Annotated in this window: 14 protein-coding genes; 9 read left to right on the top strand and 5 right to left on the bottom strand. The window is 45.8% G+C overall.

From position 1 onward, the window contains the following. Window positions 1-28: 28 nt before the first annotated feature. The 5 genes from SFSGTM_RS06410 to SFSGTM_RS06395 all read left to right on the top strand — a co-directional run bounded on the left by SFSGTM_RS06410 (window position 29) and on the right by SFSGTM_RS06395 (window position 3,718). On the top strand, window positions 29-760 hold the full coding sequence (locus SFSGTM_RS06410; protein ID WP_162084464.1) for a WD40 repeat domain-containing protein: 732 nt from the start codon (window positions 29-31) through the stop codon (window positions 758-760). A gap of 18 nt (window positions 761-778) precedes the next feature. Continuing rightward, window positions 779-1,012, top strand: coding sequence for a WD40 repeat domain-containing protein (locus tag SFSGTM_RS17305; protein WP_353545285.1), 234 nt, complete (start codon window positions 779-781; stop codon window positions 1,010-1,012). Window positions 1,013-1,142: 130 nt separating this feature from the next. Then, window positions 1,143-2,336 carry a hypothetical protein gene (locus SFSGTM_RS06405; protein WP_162084463.1) on the top strand — a complete coding sequence of 398 codons (1,194 nt, stop codon included), beginning with the start codon at window positions 1,143-1,145 and terminating at the stop codon, window positions 2,334-2,336. Between the two features lie 248 nt (window positions 2,337-2,584). After that, entirely contained in the window at window positions 2,585-3,154 is a 570-nt protein-coding gene (locus tag SFSGTM_RS06400) for a hypothetical protein (protein ID WP_162084462.1), read from the top strand. Between the two features lie 66 nt (window positions 3,155-3,220). Next, the gene (locus SFSGTM_RS06395) at window positions 3,221-3,718 is read left to right on the top strand and encodes a hypothetical protein (RefSeq protein WP_162084461.1); all 498 of its coding nucleotides are present in this window, start codon (window positions 3,221-3,223) and stop codon (window positions 3,716-3,718) included. 390 nt (window positions 3,719-4,108) lie between these two features. On the opposite strand, the gene SFSGTM_RS06390 is transcribed toward SFSGTM_RS06395, so the two are convergent. From SFSGTM_RS06390 to SFSGTM_RS06380, 3 genes are read right to left on the bottom strand one after another with little or no spacing between them, the layout of a single operon-like run. Then, on the bottom strand, window positions 4,109-4,894 hold the full coding sequence (locus SFSGTM_RS06390) for a creatininase (RefSeq protein ID WP_162084460.1): 786 nt from the start codon (window positions 4,892-4,894) through the stop codon (window positions 4,109-4,111). 22 nt (window positions 4,895-4,916) lie between these two features. Then, the gene (locus SFSGTM_RS06385) at window positions 4,917-5,660 is read right to left on the bottom strand and encodes an SDR family NAD(P)-dependent oxidoreductase (protein WP_162084459.1); all 744 of its coding nucleotides are present in this window, start codon (window positions 5,658-5,660) and stop codon (window positions 4,917-4,919) included. 13 nt (window positions 5,661-5,673) lie between these two features. Next, on the bottom strand, window positions 5,674-6,690 hold the full coding sequence (locus SFSGTM_RS06380) for a fatty acid desaturase family protein (protein WP_162084458.1): 1,017 nt from the start codon (window positions 6,688-6,690) through the stop codon (window positions 5,674-5,676). A 159-nt stretch (window positions 6,691-6,849) separates the two neighbouring features. Between SFSGTM_RS06380 and SFSGTM_RS06375 the strand changes: the two genes are divergently transcribed. The 4 genes from SFSGTM_RS06375 to SFSGTM_RS06360 all read left to right on the top strand — a co-directional run bounded on the left by SFSGTM_RS06375 (window position 6,850) and on the right by SFSGTM_RS06360 (window position 11,819). Then, window positions 6,850-7,221 (top strand): MarR family transcriptional regulator, encoded by a 372-nt coding sequence (locus tag SFSGTM_RS06375; protein ID WP_162084457.1) that lies wholly within the window; start codon window positions 6,850-6,852, stop codon window positions 7,219-7,221. 127 nt (window positions 7,222-7,348) lie between these two features. Then, entirely contained in the window at window positions 7,349-10,756 is a 3,408-nt protein-coding gene (gene mfd / locus SFSGTM_RS06370; RefSeq protein WP_162084456.1) for a transcription-repair coupling factor, read from the top strand. 4 nt (window positions 10,757-10,760) lie between these two features. Beyond that, the gene (serB, locus tag SFSGTM_RS06365) at window positions 10,761-11,609 is read left to right on the top strand and encodes a phosphoserine phosphatase SerB (RefSeq protein WP_162084455.1); all 849 of its coding nucleotides are present in this window, start codon (window positions 10,761-10,763) and stop codon (window positions 11,607-11,609) included. A gap of 3 nt (window positions 11,610-11,612) precedes the next feature. Then, window positions 11,613-11,819 carry a heavy-metal-associated domain-containing protein gene (locus tag SFSGTM_RS06360; RefSeq protein ID WP_162084454.1) on the top strand — a complete coding sequence of 69 codons (207 nt, stop codon included), beginning with the start codon at window positions 11,613-11,615 and terminating at the stop codon, window positions 11,817-11,819. Between the two features lie 20 nt (window positions 11,820-11,839). Here SFSGTM_RS06360 and SFSGTM_RS06355 read toward each other — a convergent pair whose 3' ends face one another. Continuing rightward, a complete protein-coding gene (locus SFSGTM_RS06355) occupies window positions 11,840-15,256 on the bottom strand; it encodes an EAL domain-containing protein (RefSeq protein ID WP_162084453.1) in 3,417 nt (1,138 codons plus the stop codon). Window positions 15,257-15,529: 273 nt separating this feature from the next. Then, a complete protein-coding gene (locus tag SFSGTM_RS06350) occupies window positions 15,530-15,868 on the bottom strand; it encodes a thioredoxin family protein (protein WP_162084452.1) in 339 nt (112 codons plus the stop codon). Window positions 15,869-15,929: the final 61 nt, after the last annotated feature.

Below are 15,929 nucleotides of genomic sequence, written 5' to 3'. Positions count from 1 at the left end.
ATGGGTGTTTGCAGTTGATGGTGGCCATATGAATATTATTGACAGCCAAACTCATCAGGTGATTAGAACATTTGATGGGCCGCGTGGTATCGGCAAGGTTGCTTATAGTCCCGATGGGCGCTATCTCGCATTGGGTGTAAGACCCGTTAGTATTATGGATGTTAAAGACGGCACCTTAATACGCACTATTATCGGTCCGTATGTGGACATGTCCCATTTACAACCACTTCAGGCCCAGTCAATAGCTTTTTCTCCCGACAGTAAAACATTGGCAGTCATTTACTGGGGTGTTGATAAAAACATAGGTATTAAAGACAAGGATGATAAGCATCAGTTTATGAGTGCAATTGTGCTTTATCAGGTTGGCACGGGTGAGGTTGTTTGGAACAAGCCTCTTGTAGCTATTGAGGGAACCCTTGGTAGGCCTATGGTAAATACCCCACTAATTTTTAGTGCGAACGGGAAAAGTCTTGTATATGGCATGGGGGAGACTGATTTTGCCCAAGAGTACCCAGAAAGAAAATCCAGCCTAGTCATGCTCGATGCCAAAACAGGGATGCTGCAGCAATCAATAGATAATATTCATATGGATATGCCAACAGCCCTTGCCATAAGTCATGATGGGAGATTTGCTGCAACTGGCACTAGCACGGGTGTCACTGATGGCATAAAGAATATAAAAACTAATAAATCCAGTACGTTTGTGAATAAAGATCCAATACGAATTTGGGATATAGAAACAGGTAAATTAGTCAAATAATTGCCTGTTGATTCAACCGTGTTGTCACTGGCTTTTAGTCATGACGACCAGTATCTGGTTTCTGGGAACAACAATATCCGTACGCGTAAAACGATCCAAGTTTGGAAATTAAGCACGAATGAACTCGTGCAACAGGTTGAAACCACGGGCAGATTTGGTGCACCTCTTTCCATGGCATTTTCTCCAGATGGGACAAGTCTAGCGGCATGCGGTGGATGGGATTTGCTGATATTGAACGTAAATGATAAATGAAGTGAGCCGTTTTTTTAAGTGTAGGGTCTTACATGTTATGGGTAGCGTTGCAATAGTCTTAGTAGATGGCCTGTTCCTGCCTTTATTGGTTATAACGGGGAAGTGAAAAATAATAATTTTTGGGGGATGTATGCAACTCACTGAAACAACCAATGCAATTTCTCGTCAATTACAAAAGCTCCAGCAGCTGACATGGGCGCAAACAGTCATTTTATTGATCGCTGGATTCGGTTTCATCCGGCCAAATAATGGTGAGATGACACAAATCACGTTACCAAACGGCATAATTTATTATCCTCATTGGTTGCTGATCTTATCCAGCTTCAGCATAGCGGGTTTACTTGGGTTGTGGTGGACATTCCAGCAATTGGATATGCGAAGCTTTACTTATAGCCGTTGGATAAATTGGCATGCAGCTGTGTTTACCTTGTTTATTTTGTTTGTTTTTATACTGGGTCCTTATCAACCCGGTGTTGTCATGATTGCGGCGTTTATTGGTGTGGCGTATGGCACCATTTCAGTAAATGTAATTGCACGTGTGTCTACGCGTCTTCAAAGCAGTAACAACGCCATGGATGTCACACAAAATACACCTACTAGACAAGAGCAATTGGTTGTAGCGCAGCAGGAACTAAAAGCCATTGCACATAGAACAGAAAGCTTTGGTATTTTCCAAGCTAGTAAACAGGCTAAGCGCTATATGACCTATGCCACGTTATTCACGGTGGTGTTCCCATTGTTGCTATCCTGGCTTATGCCATTGCATGTCTTGGAGTCTTTGGCAATGTTGCGCGCTTATGTGGACTGGATGTCAGGTATCGTGCCAGCAGTGGCTAAATATAATGCCATGAACAATCATTATGGGCAGCTGGCAGCGACGGTGAATGCGTTGATGTGGTCTTTCCTGTTTATAGTAATACCGGCTTTATGGCCTTATATTCTTATTCCTTTGTGGAGAGCAAAGAAATCTTTTTGCCTGCAGCTTTACGCCAATAGTCGTGACGCAGGTAATAAGGAAAGAGAAATTCAAGCAATCTTGCATAACCGTCCAAAACCTAAAGCAATGTCTAGAATGCGCTTTAATGTAATCGTACTTCTCTTCATTTCGTGGGTCATCTTATCTGATGCTAGTCTGCTGCCAATTGGAATGCCCTATTTTGGGCCATTCTCTGGTAATGGGATGTTTGCATTTGAAACGGTAAATCGATTTTATATGGGTTTTGCAGTTGCTCTAGCATCAATACTTGAAATGGTTGTTTATGCGATTATTCCAACCTTTTTAATAGGCTGGATAATTTGCCAATTAAAATCTGATGATGGGTGAATGAATGTCTGTGTATTGCTCTAGTCACTGCTTTATTTTTAATATGAAGTAGGGATTGATGACAGCACGAGTTCAGCATTATTAGCACGATGATGTGATTAGCACAAGATGGTGGATAATACTGCCACGTTATGTTCCGAGAATTGGAGGGTGTTGTGTTCCAAGATTTTAATTTGCAAACTCGAAATGGGGCAAGACGGGTGCCGCTCCCCCCCCTTTTACTACAGGCCAGTCGAGTGGTGTATTGGATGGGCGGGATTGCGCTGGTTTGTGTGATTGCCTTGGCGATCGCAGGAAAATATACCCCAGAATCTGCGCTTCGTATAGCGAAGCTATTGATCCCTTACTTGGAATTGGTTCGTTATTTAGGTATTCCGTTGCGTCCAGGCTTGGCCGATGGACCTATCGCCGCGGATATTTGCTATGCGATGACTGGGATAGGTGTTTGGTTTAGTTGTCTGGCGGGTACTGTGAATCTATTGGCTTTCATCAAATCTTATCATTTTCTGAGCGATCTGACTTTTAATGCCAGGCATGCTGAGGAGAGGTTGGGGTACTCGCTGTATTCTCGTGCTGGTTTGGTGGCTCGCTTTTCGGTTCTGTTTTTTATAGTCGCGAGTTATGGGTTCTTCTGGCTCGGATTCTCTGGTGCAGTGACATTTCATCCAGGCGACATTGGGGCGCTGGTTGTGCTCGTGACGACAAGTTTCATGGGCTATTCGCTTCCTGTATTCGTCGCAGGGCAGATTTCATTATTGGCATTTGACGCAGTGCAATTGAAAAAGCTATTGATTAGGTGGCGGGCAAAAGATCAGTAACCGTGTTGAGTTACTCATGTTAAGAATTTAAATTAATCCTTTTGATATATTTTTTTGGGAGTATGTATGTCTGATGTTCTTACAGTTGGGGATGGTTCAAGTCCGAATGTTTCACCAGATCAGTCTTTTGTAGGGCTGTGGTTACAGAATTGGTTAAATTCATCTTCGAGTCCTACAGTGCCAGATATGGTTGCTGCTGCTGGTGCTTTTGCAAGTTATGGGTTCGCGAGAGCCGCTGCTTATGGTTTATCTGAGGCGGAAGCTGCTGCAGCTGGGAAGTTGTATCAGCCTAGCGATGTTGCTATGAATGTTGCGGCTGGATTGCCAGGCGTTGGGGCTGGTGCACAAGACGCTGGCACATTTGGATTTCTTCGCGATATGAGCGCATTAACGGGTTCATGGGCAGCTGCTACCGTAGCGGCACCCACACTGGAAGAGATGGCAGGTGTTGCAGTCGGAATTTTTGGCTTGCCAGAAGAGGTGGCGGTTGGGGTCGCTGCGGTGCTAGTGGTTGCGGCTGGCTACGAAGCGAGTAGGCCTGAGGGTGAAGTCCAGTTCTCATAGTTATCTGCCTACTGGAATCACCTCAACCCAGTGCCCCGATTGATCACCTCGGGCGCACCACCAATTCAAATAGGATGTTGATTAATCTTAATTAACATCCTATTCTTCAAGCTACCTTTCCAGAATTACACCACAGAGATACTGCATACCCATTAAAGCAGCGCAATGGGAACCGATTTGACAAGTTAAACTGCCTTGGCATACTGCGGCTCCAAAAGTATTACTTTTGAGTACGCATTAATTCAGACTAACTTAGTCACTATGGAAATGCATAAATACCCTACCCTCTATACATCAAATTGTTAAAAAGCATTCCGAATTGGGCCAAGTTGGCTGGATGTTTGCATTCAATATTGACCCGCATCAAGAAATTAGGCCCATCGCGCCAAATCATGATATTAAAAATTCATTCTGTAATGCACTTACCATGGCATTCACGGTGCTATTTATCAGCAAATTCCCCTTTTCAGCAGAAGATTGACTAGCAGGCGCAAGCACACCGGAAGCAGGTACCCCATGCCCGTTCTGCGGGTAACTGTCATAATTTGGAAACTGGCCATAGGCATCCACGGGTAGATTATCTAAATCCACAAACGAAGGGTAAAGTGCAAGCATCATGGATGTTTCGATCAGCGCGGCATGCTCAAGATCCACGCCGGGGAAAGCACCTTCGAACAGACTTTCAAGCACATCCTGTGGTGTGAAATTCCAATATTCACAACGAACAATCTGCATTTGATTGCCATTGCTTTTCGCTTCACGAAGGGCCAGGTCAATGCCCTCGGTAAGAAACCATTGATTTTCGACATGACCATTTATAACAGCGACTCGCTTTACACCATGGCGGGCCACTTCTCGCAATATATCTTGCACCATCGACGTTAACGTTTGTCCATCCAGGCTTGTCGTACCCGGGAACAATTGCCCACCACCACTACGAGCCTGGGATTTGTAGCCGTAAGTTAAAGGAGGCAATACCAATCCATTCAATGCTTCTGCCACTCTTAATGAGACCTCCTCAGAAAAAATCGCATCACATCCCATAGGTAAATGTGGACCATGTTGTTCTAATGCGCCTACGGGTAAGAAAATAATGGGCTCTCTCGTTAAATGTTTTTGGTAGGCTGTCCAGGTAATACGTCCAATTTTTCTATGGATAAAATTTGTCTCTGTCATATCAATCTCATTTCTTCATCATTCAGCGCATGACTGCGCCGCCATTGGGGCTAATAATATCGCCACAAAAAATGCTTGCACGAGTAGATGCCAAGAACAGGATGCTTTCGGCAATTTCCTTCGCTTCGGCATAACGTCCCATAGGAATAGCGCCAAGATCTTCCTTATGGCCTGGCACTAACGCTTCTTTTTCCAGCATCGGTGTCATGGTTGGCCCTGGAGCAACGGCATTTACGCGAATTTCTGGTGCAAATTCACGCGCAAGCGAACGGGTCAGACTAATAATCCCACCCTTGGCCGCAGTATAAGGACCATACTGTGCACGACCACTCAGCGCCAACTCAGAAGCTATATTCACAATAGCGCCATGATTGATTTTTAAATAGGGAATAGCCGCTTTACTACACAAAAAAACTGATTTCAGATCGGTATTTATAATGAAATCCCAATCCTCCTCGGTGGTTTCGAGAAAGGGTTTAATTTGTGAAACACCTGCATTGTTCACAAGCACGTCAAGTCTGCCTGTGTGTGCAATCAGTGTATCAACCATTGTCTTTACTTCGCTTCCATTACGCACGTCGGCTTCAAGTTCAATTAGTCGGTCTGCACAATCGGCATGGGTTGCTTGCAGTTCTGCAAATAAGTGTGATTGATTGATATGATTAATACCAACAGTTGCCCCCTCTCTTAAAAACGCTACGGCTGCTGCTCGGCCAATCCCGCTAGCGGCACCGGTGATCAATACCGTTTTCCCTGTAAATTCCATACCAGTTCCCCCTTTAAACAATACTCAAAAATGAAACACCGTGTACGCCCAGAAACTCATCTGCACGACCTACCCCTGTTCCTACATCTCCACCCTCTTCGGCTTCAATGCGTTTAAGGCGGTTTATCCGAAATGACCGCCAAACTTCCTTCATAGGTAATACCTGAGGCGAATCCGGAGAGAATAATTCCTGATGCAATTCTGGTAAGCGATACCATGGTTCTGCTGGTTTGGCATGATGAGCAGTGTGATAACCGAAGTTCAGATTTAATAAATTAAGCAGCGGCCAGCGCTCAGAAATCAAGTTGGACCAGGTATGTTGCAGATCATAGGCATGATTACGACCATTCCTTGCTACTTTCTCATTCACATCTGTAACTACAAAGAATTCATAAGTGTGTGCATAAGCATCGGCAATAAACAAAGCCATCAGAAATATTAAGTATGCGATAGCAAATCCAACTACACCCCATGGATTTTGTATATATATCCAGGTAAATAAAGCAACTCGACTTAATCCCATCAAAATGACACGCGGTCTTTCTTGCTTGTATCTTTTATTAAAGAAAGGTCGGAACATTACATGGAAATGCATAACGAGTTCCACTGCCGGGATGTAACACCACTCCAGAATATAGATTAATTTTCTAAGGATGTTTGGCACACGCTTAAAATCCGGTCGCGGGTCATAAAGAGTCACGTCAGCTCGATCACCATGATGGCGCATGTGCATACGTTGAATACGAGTGATAGGCGCATATGCTGCACCACAAATCCACGACAACACCTCGCCAACTAGCACATTTATCTTTCTATCCTGGAATAAACACTGATGTGCAATTTCGTGAATTAAGTAAGCCGCAATCACAAGAGAATGAGCCAAGGCCAATACACCGATGAGCCAAGAAATCAGATCTGTCGACGTTAATAAATAGATACCTAATACCTGCATTCCAAAAACATAGAGAAATGCTATTGAATTAGGCATAACCCCATCGGCATGTCGCCACAATTGAAATTTCGATTTCATGACTTAACCACCTCAATTAAAAAGCACTTGAGTAAATTGTAATCAGTTGAAATGGTTATTACAAGTAAAATTACCGGTAAATTTACTTGTAATTTTGACAGCTTTACTAAAATATAATAAGGTCTTCGATATTCAATGAATTTAAAACAGGTCAGAAAAATGGGTGCAGTAAAAAAACATCAACAACGTTTAAGATTTGTAGAAGCGCTAAATCGGATGGATTCTGCCTGGATGGAGTTTTTGCAAGACAAGGATGTCTTCGATATTAACTATTCCGATTTATATACCGGTCTATGGGCTAAACAGGAGCCAGTGCGAAAACAAGAAGCGCTTTTATACATGCGCCATCTGGGGCCCCAAACCGCCAAAAAATATTTGGATAAAGCAATAATGATTGGTCTGCTCATAGAGTTGCCCGACCCAAGTGATGGCAGAGCAAAATTAATCACCTTATCCCCGGAATTAAAATCCTGGCTGGAAGAGTTTTTTGATCACGCTATTAACTTATTTCGAGAAGCAGTTAAGACTTAAATATGGCGTCCACAATCAAGAAATACTGGCTTGAGCTAGTCCTTTTTCATTTACACCAGACCAGATTGCCTACACCCTGCCCAAAATAAGCTAAAATACATTGTTTATTTAGGCGCATTATTTTTCCATGCTGATTAACCAACCCATACCCCCTGCTGGTCAACGTTTAAGCATAGGGGGCTTAGTCGGATCGGCTGATGCCTTAGCGATTAGCGAACTCGCCACACCACAGCGACCTATAGTTGTGCTCACCGCAAATGCACTGGATGCTCAGCGGTTGCTGGATGAAATGCGCTGGTTCGCACCCAAGTTAACAGTCAGCTTATTGCCCGACTGGGAAACACTACCCTACGATCACTTTTCGCCACATCAGGATTTAATTTCTGAACGTCTGGCCACGCTATACCAAATTTCCCAAAGTCAGTGTGATATCGCCATCGTGCCGGTCACTACAGCACTGTACCGACTTGCCCCACCTAGCTATTTAGGTGCTTATACTTTCTTTCTGATCCAAGGCCAAAAACTTGATCTGGATGCGCTACGTAAACAAATGGCGACGTCAGGTTATACAGCGGTGAGTCAGGTATTATCGCCTGGCGAATTCAGTGTACGTGGCGGTTTGCTCGATTTGTTCCCTATGGGCAGCGCACTACCCTATCGAATCGATTTATTTGATGACGAAATAGAAAGCATACGCACGTTTGACGTCGATACGCAGCGCAGTATCTATCCCGTAAAAGAAATCCGTTTACTGCCTGCACGTGAATTCCCATTGGATGAAGCCGGCATGGCCTTGTTCCGCCAAAATTTCCGTGACTGTTTTGAAGGTGATGCGTCCAAGCGTCAGATATATAAAGACGTCAGCAATGGTCTCGCGCCAGCGGGGATAGAATATTACTTACCACTGTTTTTTGAACAGACTGCAACCTTGTTTGACTATGTGCCGGAAAACGCATTGATTTGCCTGCATGGTGATATTGAAACCGCCACACAAACATTCTGGCAGGATACAGAAACCCGCTATAAACTGATGCGTGGCGACCCCCAACGCCCAATCATGCCACCCGCAGATTTGTTTTTAGCCACCGACGTGTTATTTGGCAACCTCAAACGCTATGCCCGCGTTGAAATTGATACAGCAACCGTCAACAACCCACATACAGCGCCGCTGCCTACACTCAACGTCGAACGCCGTGAAGACGAACCACTGCACCGCATTCATCATTTCCTGGACACCTTTCCTGGTCATGTGCTGATTTTCGCTGAAAGTCTGGGGCGACGCGAAACCATGGCGCAGTATTTTGCTGAACATGGCATCAAACTGGCCTTGTGTGAAGATTACACCACATGTACCGCAGACCTGAACCAGCCCAGATTAGGCGTAGCGCCACTCGCACACGGTTTCATTTTGCAATCCGACCCACCCGTTGCGTTTGTAACCGAAGCCGAGCTCTACGCCACTACAGTACGCACGCGTGGGCGTAACAGCCATCGCCGCAGCCAGGTTGACGGCATGCTGCGTGATTTATCTGAAGTCAAAGTGGGTGACCCCGTAGTTCACGCCGACCACGGTATCGGGCGTTATCTGGGTTTAGTCAGCATGGATCTCGGCGAAGGCGAAACCGAATTTCTGTTGCTGGAATATGCAGGTGACGACAAGCTCTATGTGCCGGTGTCGCAACTGCACCTAATTGGTCGTTATAGCGGCGGTGCGCCAGAATCAATTGCGTTATCCAAATTAGGCAGCGGCAACTGGGAAAAAGCCAAACGCCGCGCGATGGAGCAAGCACGCGATACCGCAGCAGAATTACTTAATCTCTACGCTCGCCGTGCTGCCCGTCAAGGACATGCATTTACGCTCAAGCAGCATGACTATGAGGCTTTCGTCGAAGGCTTTGGCTTTGAAGAAACCATAGATCAGGCCAGCGCAATTACCGCCGTAATCGACGACCTGTGCTCGGCACGTCCCATGGACAGGCTGGTATGTGGTGATGTCGGCTTTGGCAAAACCGAAGTTGCACTCCGTGCTGCTTTTGTTGCGCTGATGGATGGAAAGCAAGTCGCCGTACTGGTTCCTACGACCTTGCTAGCAGAACAACATTTCCAGAATTTCTCCGACCGCTTTGCCGATTGGCCCGTGCGTATCGCCGAATTATCCCGTTTCCGCTCCGCCAAGGAACAAACACAAGCCATGGCAGGACTGGCAGCAGGTACCATCGATATCGTCATCGGCACTCATAAATTATTGCAAAAAGATGTCGTCTTCAAAAATCTGGGGCTGGTCATCATCGACGAAGAACATCGCTTTGGCGTACGGCAGAAAGAGCAAATGAAAGTACTGCGAGCAGAAGTCGATATGCTTACCCTTACCGCTACGCCGATACCTCGCACCTTGGCGATGTCGCTGGAAGGTATACGTGACTTCTCTGTCATCACCACACCACCACAGAAACGCCTGTCGATTAAAACGTTTGTTTCCCGTTATTCCGATGGCGTGATACGTGAAGCCGTACTGCGTGAACTCAAGCGCGGTGGGCAAATATACTTCCTGCACAACGAAGTCGATACCATCTACAACATGGAAGCACGACTGGCAAAACTGCTACCCGAAGCGCGTATTCGCGTCGCCCATGGTCAAATGCCTGAGCGTGAACTGGAACATGTCATGCGTGACTTCCATCAGCAACAGGTCAATCTGCTACTTTGCACCACGATTATCGAGACAGGTATCGACATCCCCACCGCCAACACCATCATCATGAACCGCGCCGACAAATTCGGTCTGGCGCAGTTGCATCAGTTGCGTGGACGGGTCGGACGCTCGCATCATCAGGCCTACGCCTACCTGCTCACGCCTGAGGAAGACGCGATTACCCCTGCGGCAAAGAAACGTCTGGAAGCGTTGCAAATGATGGAAGATCTGGGTGCTGGTTTCCATCTCGCCATGCACGATCTGGAGATACGTGGCGCAGGTGAAGTACTGGGTGACTCACAGAGCGGCAGCATGCAGGAAATCGGCTTCAGCATGTATAACGACATGCTCAACCACGCTGTCGCAGCACTAAAGAAAGGGCTGGAGCCGGACATGAACCAGCCGCTGGGTGTGACTACGGAAATCAATCTGCACACCCCTGCCCTGCTTCCTACCAACTACTGTGGTGACATCCATGAACGTCTGGTGTTATACAAACGCCTCGCCAATTGCACTGAACAAGATGCACTTGATGATCTGCATGCCGAACTGGTTGACCGCTTTGGTTTGTTGCCTGAGCCCGCCCTGGCCCTGCTCGAATCGCATCGTCTGCGGTTGCTCGCCAAACCACTTGGCATCGCCAAACTGGATGCATCCAACGAGGCTATCGGCCTGCAATTTATTCCCAAACCACCTATCGACCCGATGCGCCTGATAGAATTAATCCAGACCCGTCGTCATTACAAACTGGCCGGCCCCGACAAATTGCGCGTCACCCTAACCAGCAAAGACCTCGCTGACCGCGTAAAAAATGTTAGAAACTTATTGAAAGAACTGAGCTAAGATCATGCTTTATAACTTAATTATTCAGGGACAACACGTCCCCACCCAAAGTCTGAAACAAATCGCCAAGCTTGCCAATGTCGGTGCAATCGACGCCATCAACCAGCAGGCATTTTGCCTGAGCCAGGCCGACAATAGCCAAGCTGCAGCCATCGCTGCTATGTGTGCAGAGCAACAACTGGATTTCGCTTTCATCCCTTTCCACCGCTACATCAAGGATTTCAAACTGGCAGTAATGGATATGGATTCCACCCTGATTACTATCGAATGCATAGACGAAATCGCCGATATGATAGGCGTCAAAACCGAAGTTGCTGCCATCACCGAAGCCGCCATGCGCGGTGAAATCGTCTTTGCCGAAAGCCTGACTCGCCGTGTCGCACTGCTCGCCGGACTGGATGCCGATGCACTACAACGCGTCTATGACGAACGCCTGCAACTCACACCAGGCGCAGAAAAACTCATCGCCACTTTCCAAAAAAACGGCATCAAAACCCTGCTGGTTTCTGGTGGATTTACTTTCTTCACGGACAAACTCAAAGCCAGACTCAATCTGGACTATGCAGCATCCAATGAGCTGGAAATCGTAGATGGAAAACTCACCGGTCGTATATTAGGCACAATACTTGACGCACAAGGCAAAGCCGACTGGCTCAATAAAATCCGAAATGAAATCGACTGCACCCAAAAACAAACCCTCGCCATTGGCGATGGCGCCAATGATCTGTTAATGATGGCTGCAGCAGGCAGCTCAGTCGCCTACCACGCCAAACCCATCGTACGTGAACAAGCCAGCTACGCACTCAATTATAATGATCTAAGTGCGGTCATCCCTCTACTAGGTAAGGAGTAAACCATGCAACATACCATCATCAACATCAAAGGCATGACCTGTGGCGGCTGCACCAGCAGTGTGACCCGCGTCCTCAGCGCAATCTCAGGGGTTAGCGAAGTCAACGTATCTCTGGAACACGCCAATGCTGAAGTAACTTTTGACCCCGACAAAACGACACTCGAAGCAATGCACAAAGTGATTGATGGGGCGGGGTTTGAAGTAGGTTAGTTTTTCATCAGCACGTGTGACTATCTGTCATACGCTGACAAATTACCCTGCAATAAATCCCGCAATGCTGCAAGCAATGCATCACGTTGCGCATATAACTCATCTAATCTAGTCAGGCTGACCAGTTGCTGATTGTCTGCATAGAGCGCCAACAACTCCCTCGCCAAAGCATGCACCTGCTGGTGTAATACCAGAATATGCTGAAAAACCGGTTGTAATTCATATTTGGCTGGATGTTTAGTATCCAGCCAGATACCGAAGAAACACTGATGATGATCCATCGGCGGCAATACATTACTTTCTTCCCTTAAATAAGCAGAGACACTAGCTATCCAGGCTCGGTGTTCAACACCAGCAAACAATAAAGGCAAATCATCACGACTAAGCACGTGCAAATCCTGCCATGCAATATCAGGACGCCAAGTTGTTGACCAAACATGAAAATCTATCGCTGGCATAGGACGTGCAATTGCATAACCTTGGGCCAGATCACAACCGAGTTGCAACAACATTGCACCATGTGCAATCGTCTCAACACCCTCGGCTATCACTTGACGCCGGAATGCCTTAGCCAACCCCAATACACCATCCAGAATCGCAACATCATCAGGATTATCCAGCATACCGCGAACAAAACTCTGATCAATTTTGAGCATATTCGCAGGCAGATGTTTTAAATAAGTCAACGATGAATAGCCTGTACCAAAATCGTCAAGGGCAAATTTGAAGCCGATTTTCTGACATGTTTCGATAACTTGAGTAACGTGCAGCATATCTTCTAGTGCACTGGTTTCCAGTATTTCCAGTTCTATGCAACCTGGTGTCATCTGTGGGTACGCCAACATTAATGCAGTCAATCGCTCGACAAAATCACTCTGCTGTAACTGACGTGCGCTGATATTCACACTAACTGTTATATCCAACCCAACATCATGCCAATCGGACATTTGTGACAAAGCAGCTTTTATTACCCATTCACCCAGCTCAACTGCCAATGGGTGGTCTTCAATAATCGACAAGAAATCGGCTGGTGGCACCAGCCCAAGTTCAGGATGTTGCCAACGTATCAATGCTTCTGCACCAGTGACGACACCTGTACGCATATTCACTTTAGGCTGGTAGTACAACACAAACTCATCATTAACCAAAGCATGACGAATACGCTCCAAGCTCTCATGATGGTTACGAATATTCAAATCCAGCGCAGCATCAAAAATATGATACCGATTTTTCCCGGCTAATTTTGCCTGATACATGGCATGGTCTGCCTGCCGTAACAACTGATCAGCATCAGCATCTTCCGCTTGTGGGTAAAAGGTAACACCAAGACTGGCAGAAACTTGTAACGCACGGTCTCCTATGACTAATGGATCAGCCGTCACAGCAAGCAGACGATTTAACAATGGCATACAATTCTCAACATCACTCAAATTAAGCAATATCGCAACAAACTCATCACCGCCAAGACGCGCCAGAGTATCTTCTTCACGCAGCACCTGCTTCATACGCTTTGCTAACTCGATAAGTAGCTGATCCCCTACTTCATGCCCATAAGTATCATTAACCGCCTTGAAGCCATCCAGATCAAGATAAACCAACACCAATTTCTGACCATGTCGCTGCGCCTGCACCATACCCTGATGCAATCGATCCGCCAACAGTATCCGGTTAGGCAAGTCAGTCAAGGCATCATAGTGAGCTATATGTTCCAGCTGATGCTCATGCTCTTTCAGTGTAGTAATATCAGAAAACAATCCAACAAATTGAGCAGGGTTCCCATCTGCATCATATACCGCACTAATAGTGAGCATTTCAGCATAAACCTCGCCATTCTTACGGCGATTCCAAACTTCACCATACCAGTGGCCATCTTGATAAATATCCTGCCACATGGATATATAAAAATCCTTACTCTGACGCCCAGAGCTCAAAATACGTGGATTCTGCCCTAATACATCTTCACGACTGTAACCAGTAATATGCGTAAACATATCATTAACGTCGACTATCTCTCCAGCAGGATTTGTAATCAGTATGCCTTCACGCGCATGAGAAAACACACTGGCAGCCAGCTGGAGCTTATGTTCTACTTGTTTGCGTTCAGAGATATCACGTGCGATACCAACAAAGTGCGTCACCTGACTATGCTCATTACACATCGGCGCGACAGTTAACTCATTCCAGAACACGCTACCATCTTTACGATAATTCAAGATTTCACCCGTAAATTCAGTCGCGCTCTCAATAGCCTGATGTATGGCACAAAGGGTTTTCGGCTCAGTTAGCACACCTTGCATAAACCGACAATTCCGACCCACCACCTCATGACGATCGTATCCCGTAATTGTTGTAAACGCGTCATTCACCCAAATAATCTCTTGATGAATATCACTAATAATGATGCCCTGTGATACTGTTTTCAGCGCAAGGTCGCTTAATCTCAATTTCTCGTCAGTCTGCTTACGTACTGTAACATCACGCGTAACAGCAAGATAAGCTGGTGCACCATTGTCCAGTATGGGCACAGCGTGGCTTTCCATCCAGCGGCGCGTTCCTTTCAACCCTATCGTTTCATACTGAAGCTCCATGGCTTTCCCTGCAAGCACCTGCTTGTGGGATTCACTGTAAAGCTGATGGTACTCAGGCGCAATAATATCCAATATTGGTTTATTCATTACTTGCGTTAATGAGTCTGCCTCTATCATTGCTAACCCAGCGGGATTCATTTGCCTCAACAACCCATAAGTATCAACAATTTTCACACACTCAGGATCATTCTCTATGATGGTGCGCAACCTTGATTCGCTTTCGACTATTTTTTGCTCAGCAAGTTTGCGTTCAGTAATATCTTCGTACATACCTAAAATGCCAATAATTTGATTATCGGCATTTCTAAGTGGCACCTTCGACGTACGCAACCAGGTTATATGCCCATCAGAGGTTGTTTGTGGCTCTTCATAAAACAACTTGGGAATACCCGTTGTAATAACTGCACGATCATCAGCACGATATAATTCAGCCTGATCCGCCCACACTAGCTGAAAATCATCTATACCTACTATCGATTGTGGATCATCCACCCCCGCATCTTTGGCAAATACGATGTTACACCCCAGATAACGCAGATCTCTATCCTTCCAGAACACACGTATCTGGGTAGTATTGATAATGGTCAGTAATAAATTGCGGTTTTCAGCTATTGCGATTTCACGTTGTGCCAGGATGATCAACAACCGATTGACTTCACCAATCAGTTCACCAATCTCATCATCGCCATTAATTGGCAAAGGCTGCAACGACTGTCGTATATCAGTGACTGCCGCCAAGGTCTTAATTGCAGTAAATAATGATGATAATTCTCGGCCTAATACCCACCAAATCAGACCGCTGCTCAACAAAGTCAGTAATGCAGCAATTAGCCATAAACCTTGTTGCATAATGCCCTGCAATGTCTGACTGGCGTAAAAAACCAATGACCATATACTTATCAGGTAAATGGCCAAAGTAAACAACATGATCCGTGATTTGATCGATCGCATATTAAATAATTACTATCATCTGTAAAAAATGTTTTGGCAGCCTATATTCAGAATTGCGAATGTATAATACACTACAAGAATAAGAAGATGCTAATATCTTATTATTAATGATTTGCTATTTAACAAGTATATGTAAACCTCTAAAGTTGGCAAGAGCAGATATTATCGATCTCAATCCCCATCCTGCAACATAGCCAACAACTTGGATAGTTCTGCCATATTATCTGGCCTGACCAATCGACCAAGCTCCTGCCCATCCTGAAGAAATATCAACGTCGGCCAGAGTTTCACGGCAAATGTCCGTCCTAATCGACGACCTTTGCCATCCTCTATCATCACGTGACGTACCCGAGGATAATCGGCCAAAGCGGCAAGTATCAATGGGCGAGCGGCTTTACAATAACCACACCAGCCTGCACCAAACTCAATGACTACTGAACCAGGCAATTTATCTATATCAGCGCGAGTCAGTTGTGCAATTACACTATCAGGGGAGTTTATTGGGCACATTGCATTGACTCCGTAAACATTACTATAAAATCCATAATAAGCCTTACTTCAATCGACTCTA

The sequence above is a fragment of the Sulfuriferula nivalis genome, from assembly GCF_009937995.1.
In the GTDB taxonomy this organism is placed as follows: Bacteria; Pseudomonadota; Gammaproteobacteria; order Burkholderiales; family Sulfuriferulaceae; genus Sulfuriferula; species Sulfuriferula nivalis.
This window is presented reverse-complemented; position numbering and strand designations above follow the sequence as displayed.

Coding starts and splice junctions, on each gene's coding strand:
- serB (WP_162084455.1), top strand. CDS start 10,761: ATGCTTTATAACTTAATTATTCAGGGACAACACGTCCCCACCCAAAGT.
- SFSGTM_RS06355 (WP_162084453.1), bottom strand. CDS start 15,256: ATGCAACAAGGTTTATGGCTAATTGCTGCATTACTGACTTTGTTGAGC.
- SFSGTM_RS06405 (WP_162084463.1), top strand. CDS start 1,143: ATGCAACTCACTGAAACAACCAATGCAATTTCTCGTCAATTACAAAAG.
- SFSGTM_RS06390 (WP_162084460.1), bottom strand. CDS start 4,894: ATGACAGAGACAAATTTTATCCATAGAAAAATTGGACGTATTACCTGG.
- mfd (WP_162084456.1), top strand. CDS start 7,349: ATGCTGATTAACCAACCCATACCCCCTGCTGGTCAACGTTTAAGCATA.
- SFSGTM_RS06395 (WP_162084461.1), top strand. CDS start 3,221: ATGTCTGATGTTCTTACAGTTGGGGATGGTTCAAGTCCGAATGTTTCA.
- SFSGTM_RS06400 (WP_162084462.1), top strand. CDS start 2,585: ATGGGCGGGATTGCGCTGGTTTGTGTGATTGCCTTGGCGATCGCAGGA.
- SFSGTM_RS06360 (WP_162084454.1), top strand. CDS start 11,613: ATGCAACATACCATCATCAACATCAAAGGCATGACCTGTGGCGGCTGC.
- SFSGTM_RS06375 (WP_162084457.1), top strand. CDS start 6,850: ATGGGTGCAGTAAAAAAACATCAACAACGTTTAAGATTTGTAGAAGCG.
- SFSGTM_RS06385 (WP_162084459.1), bottom strand. CDS start 5,660: ATGGAATTTACAGGGAAAACGGTATTGATCACCGGTGCCGCTAGCGGG.
- SFSGTM_RS06350 (WP_162084452.1), bottom strand. CDS start 15,868: ATGTGCCCAATAAACTCCCCTGATAGTGTAATTGCACAACTGACTCGC.
- SFSGTM_RS06380 (WP_162084458.1), bottom strand. CDS start 6,690: ATGAAATCGAAATTTCAATTGTGGCGACATGCCGATGGGGTTATGCCT.
- SFSGTM_RS06410 (WP_162084464.1), top strand. CDS start 29: ATGAATATTATTGACAGCCAAACTCATCAGGTGATTAGAACATTTGAT.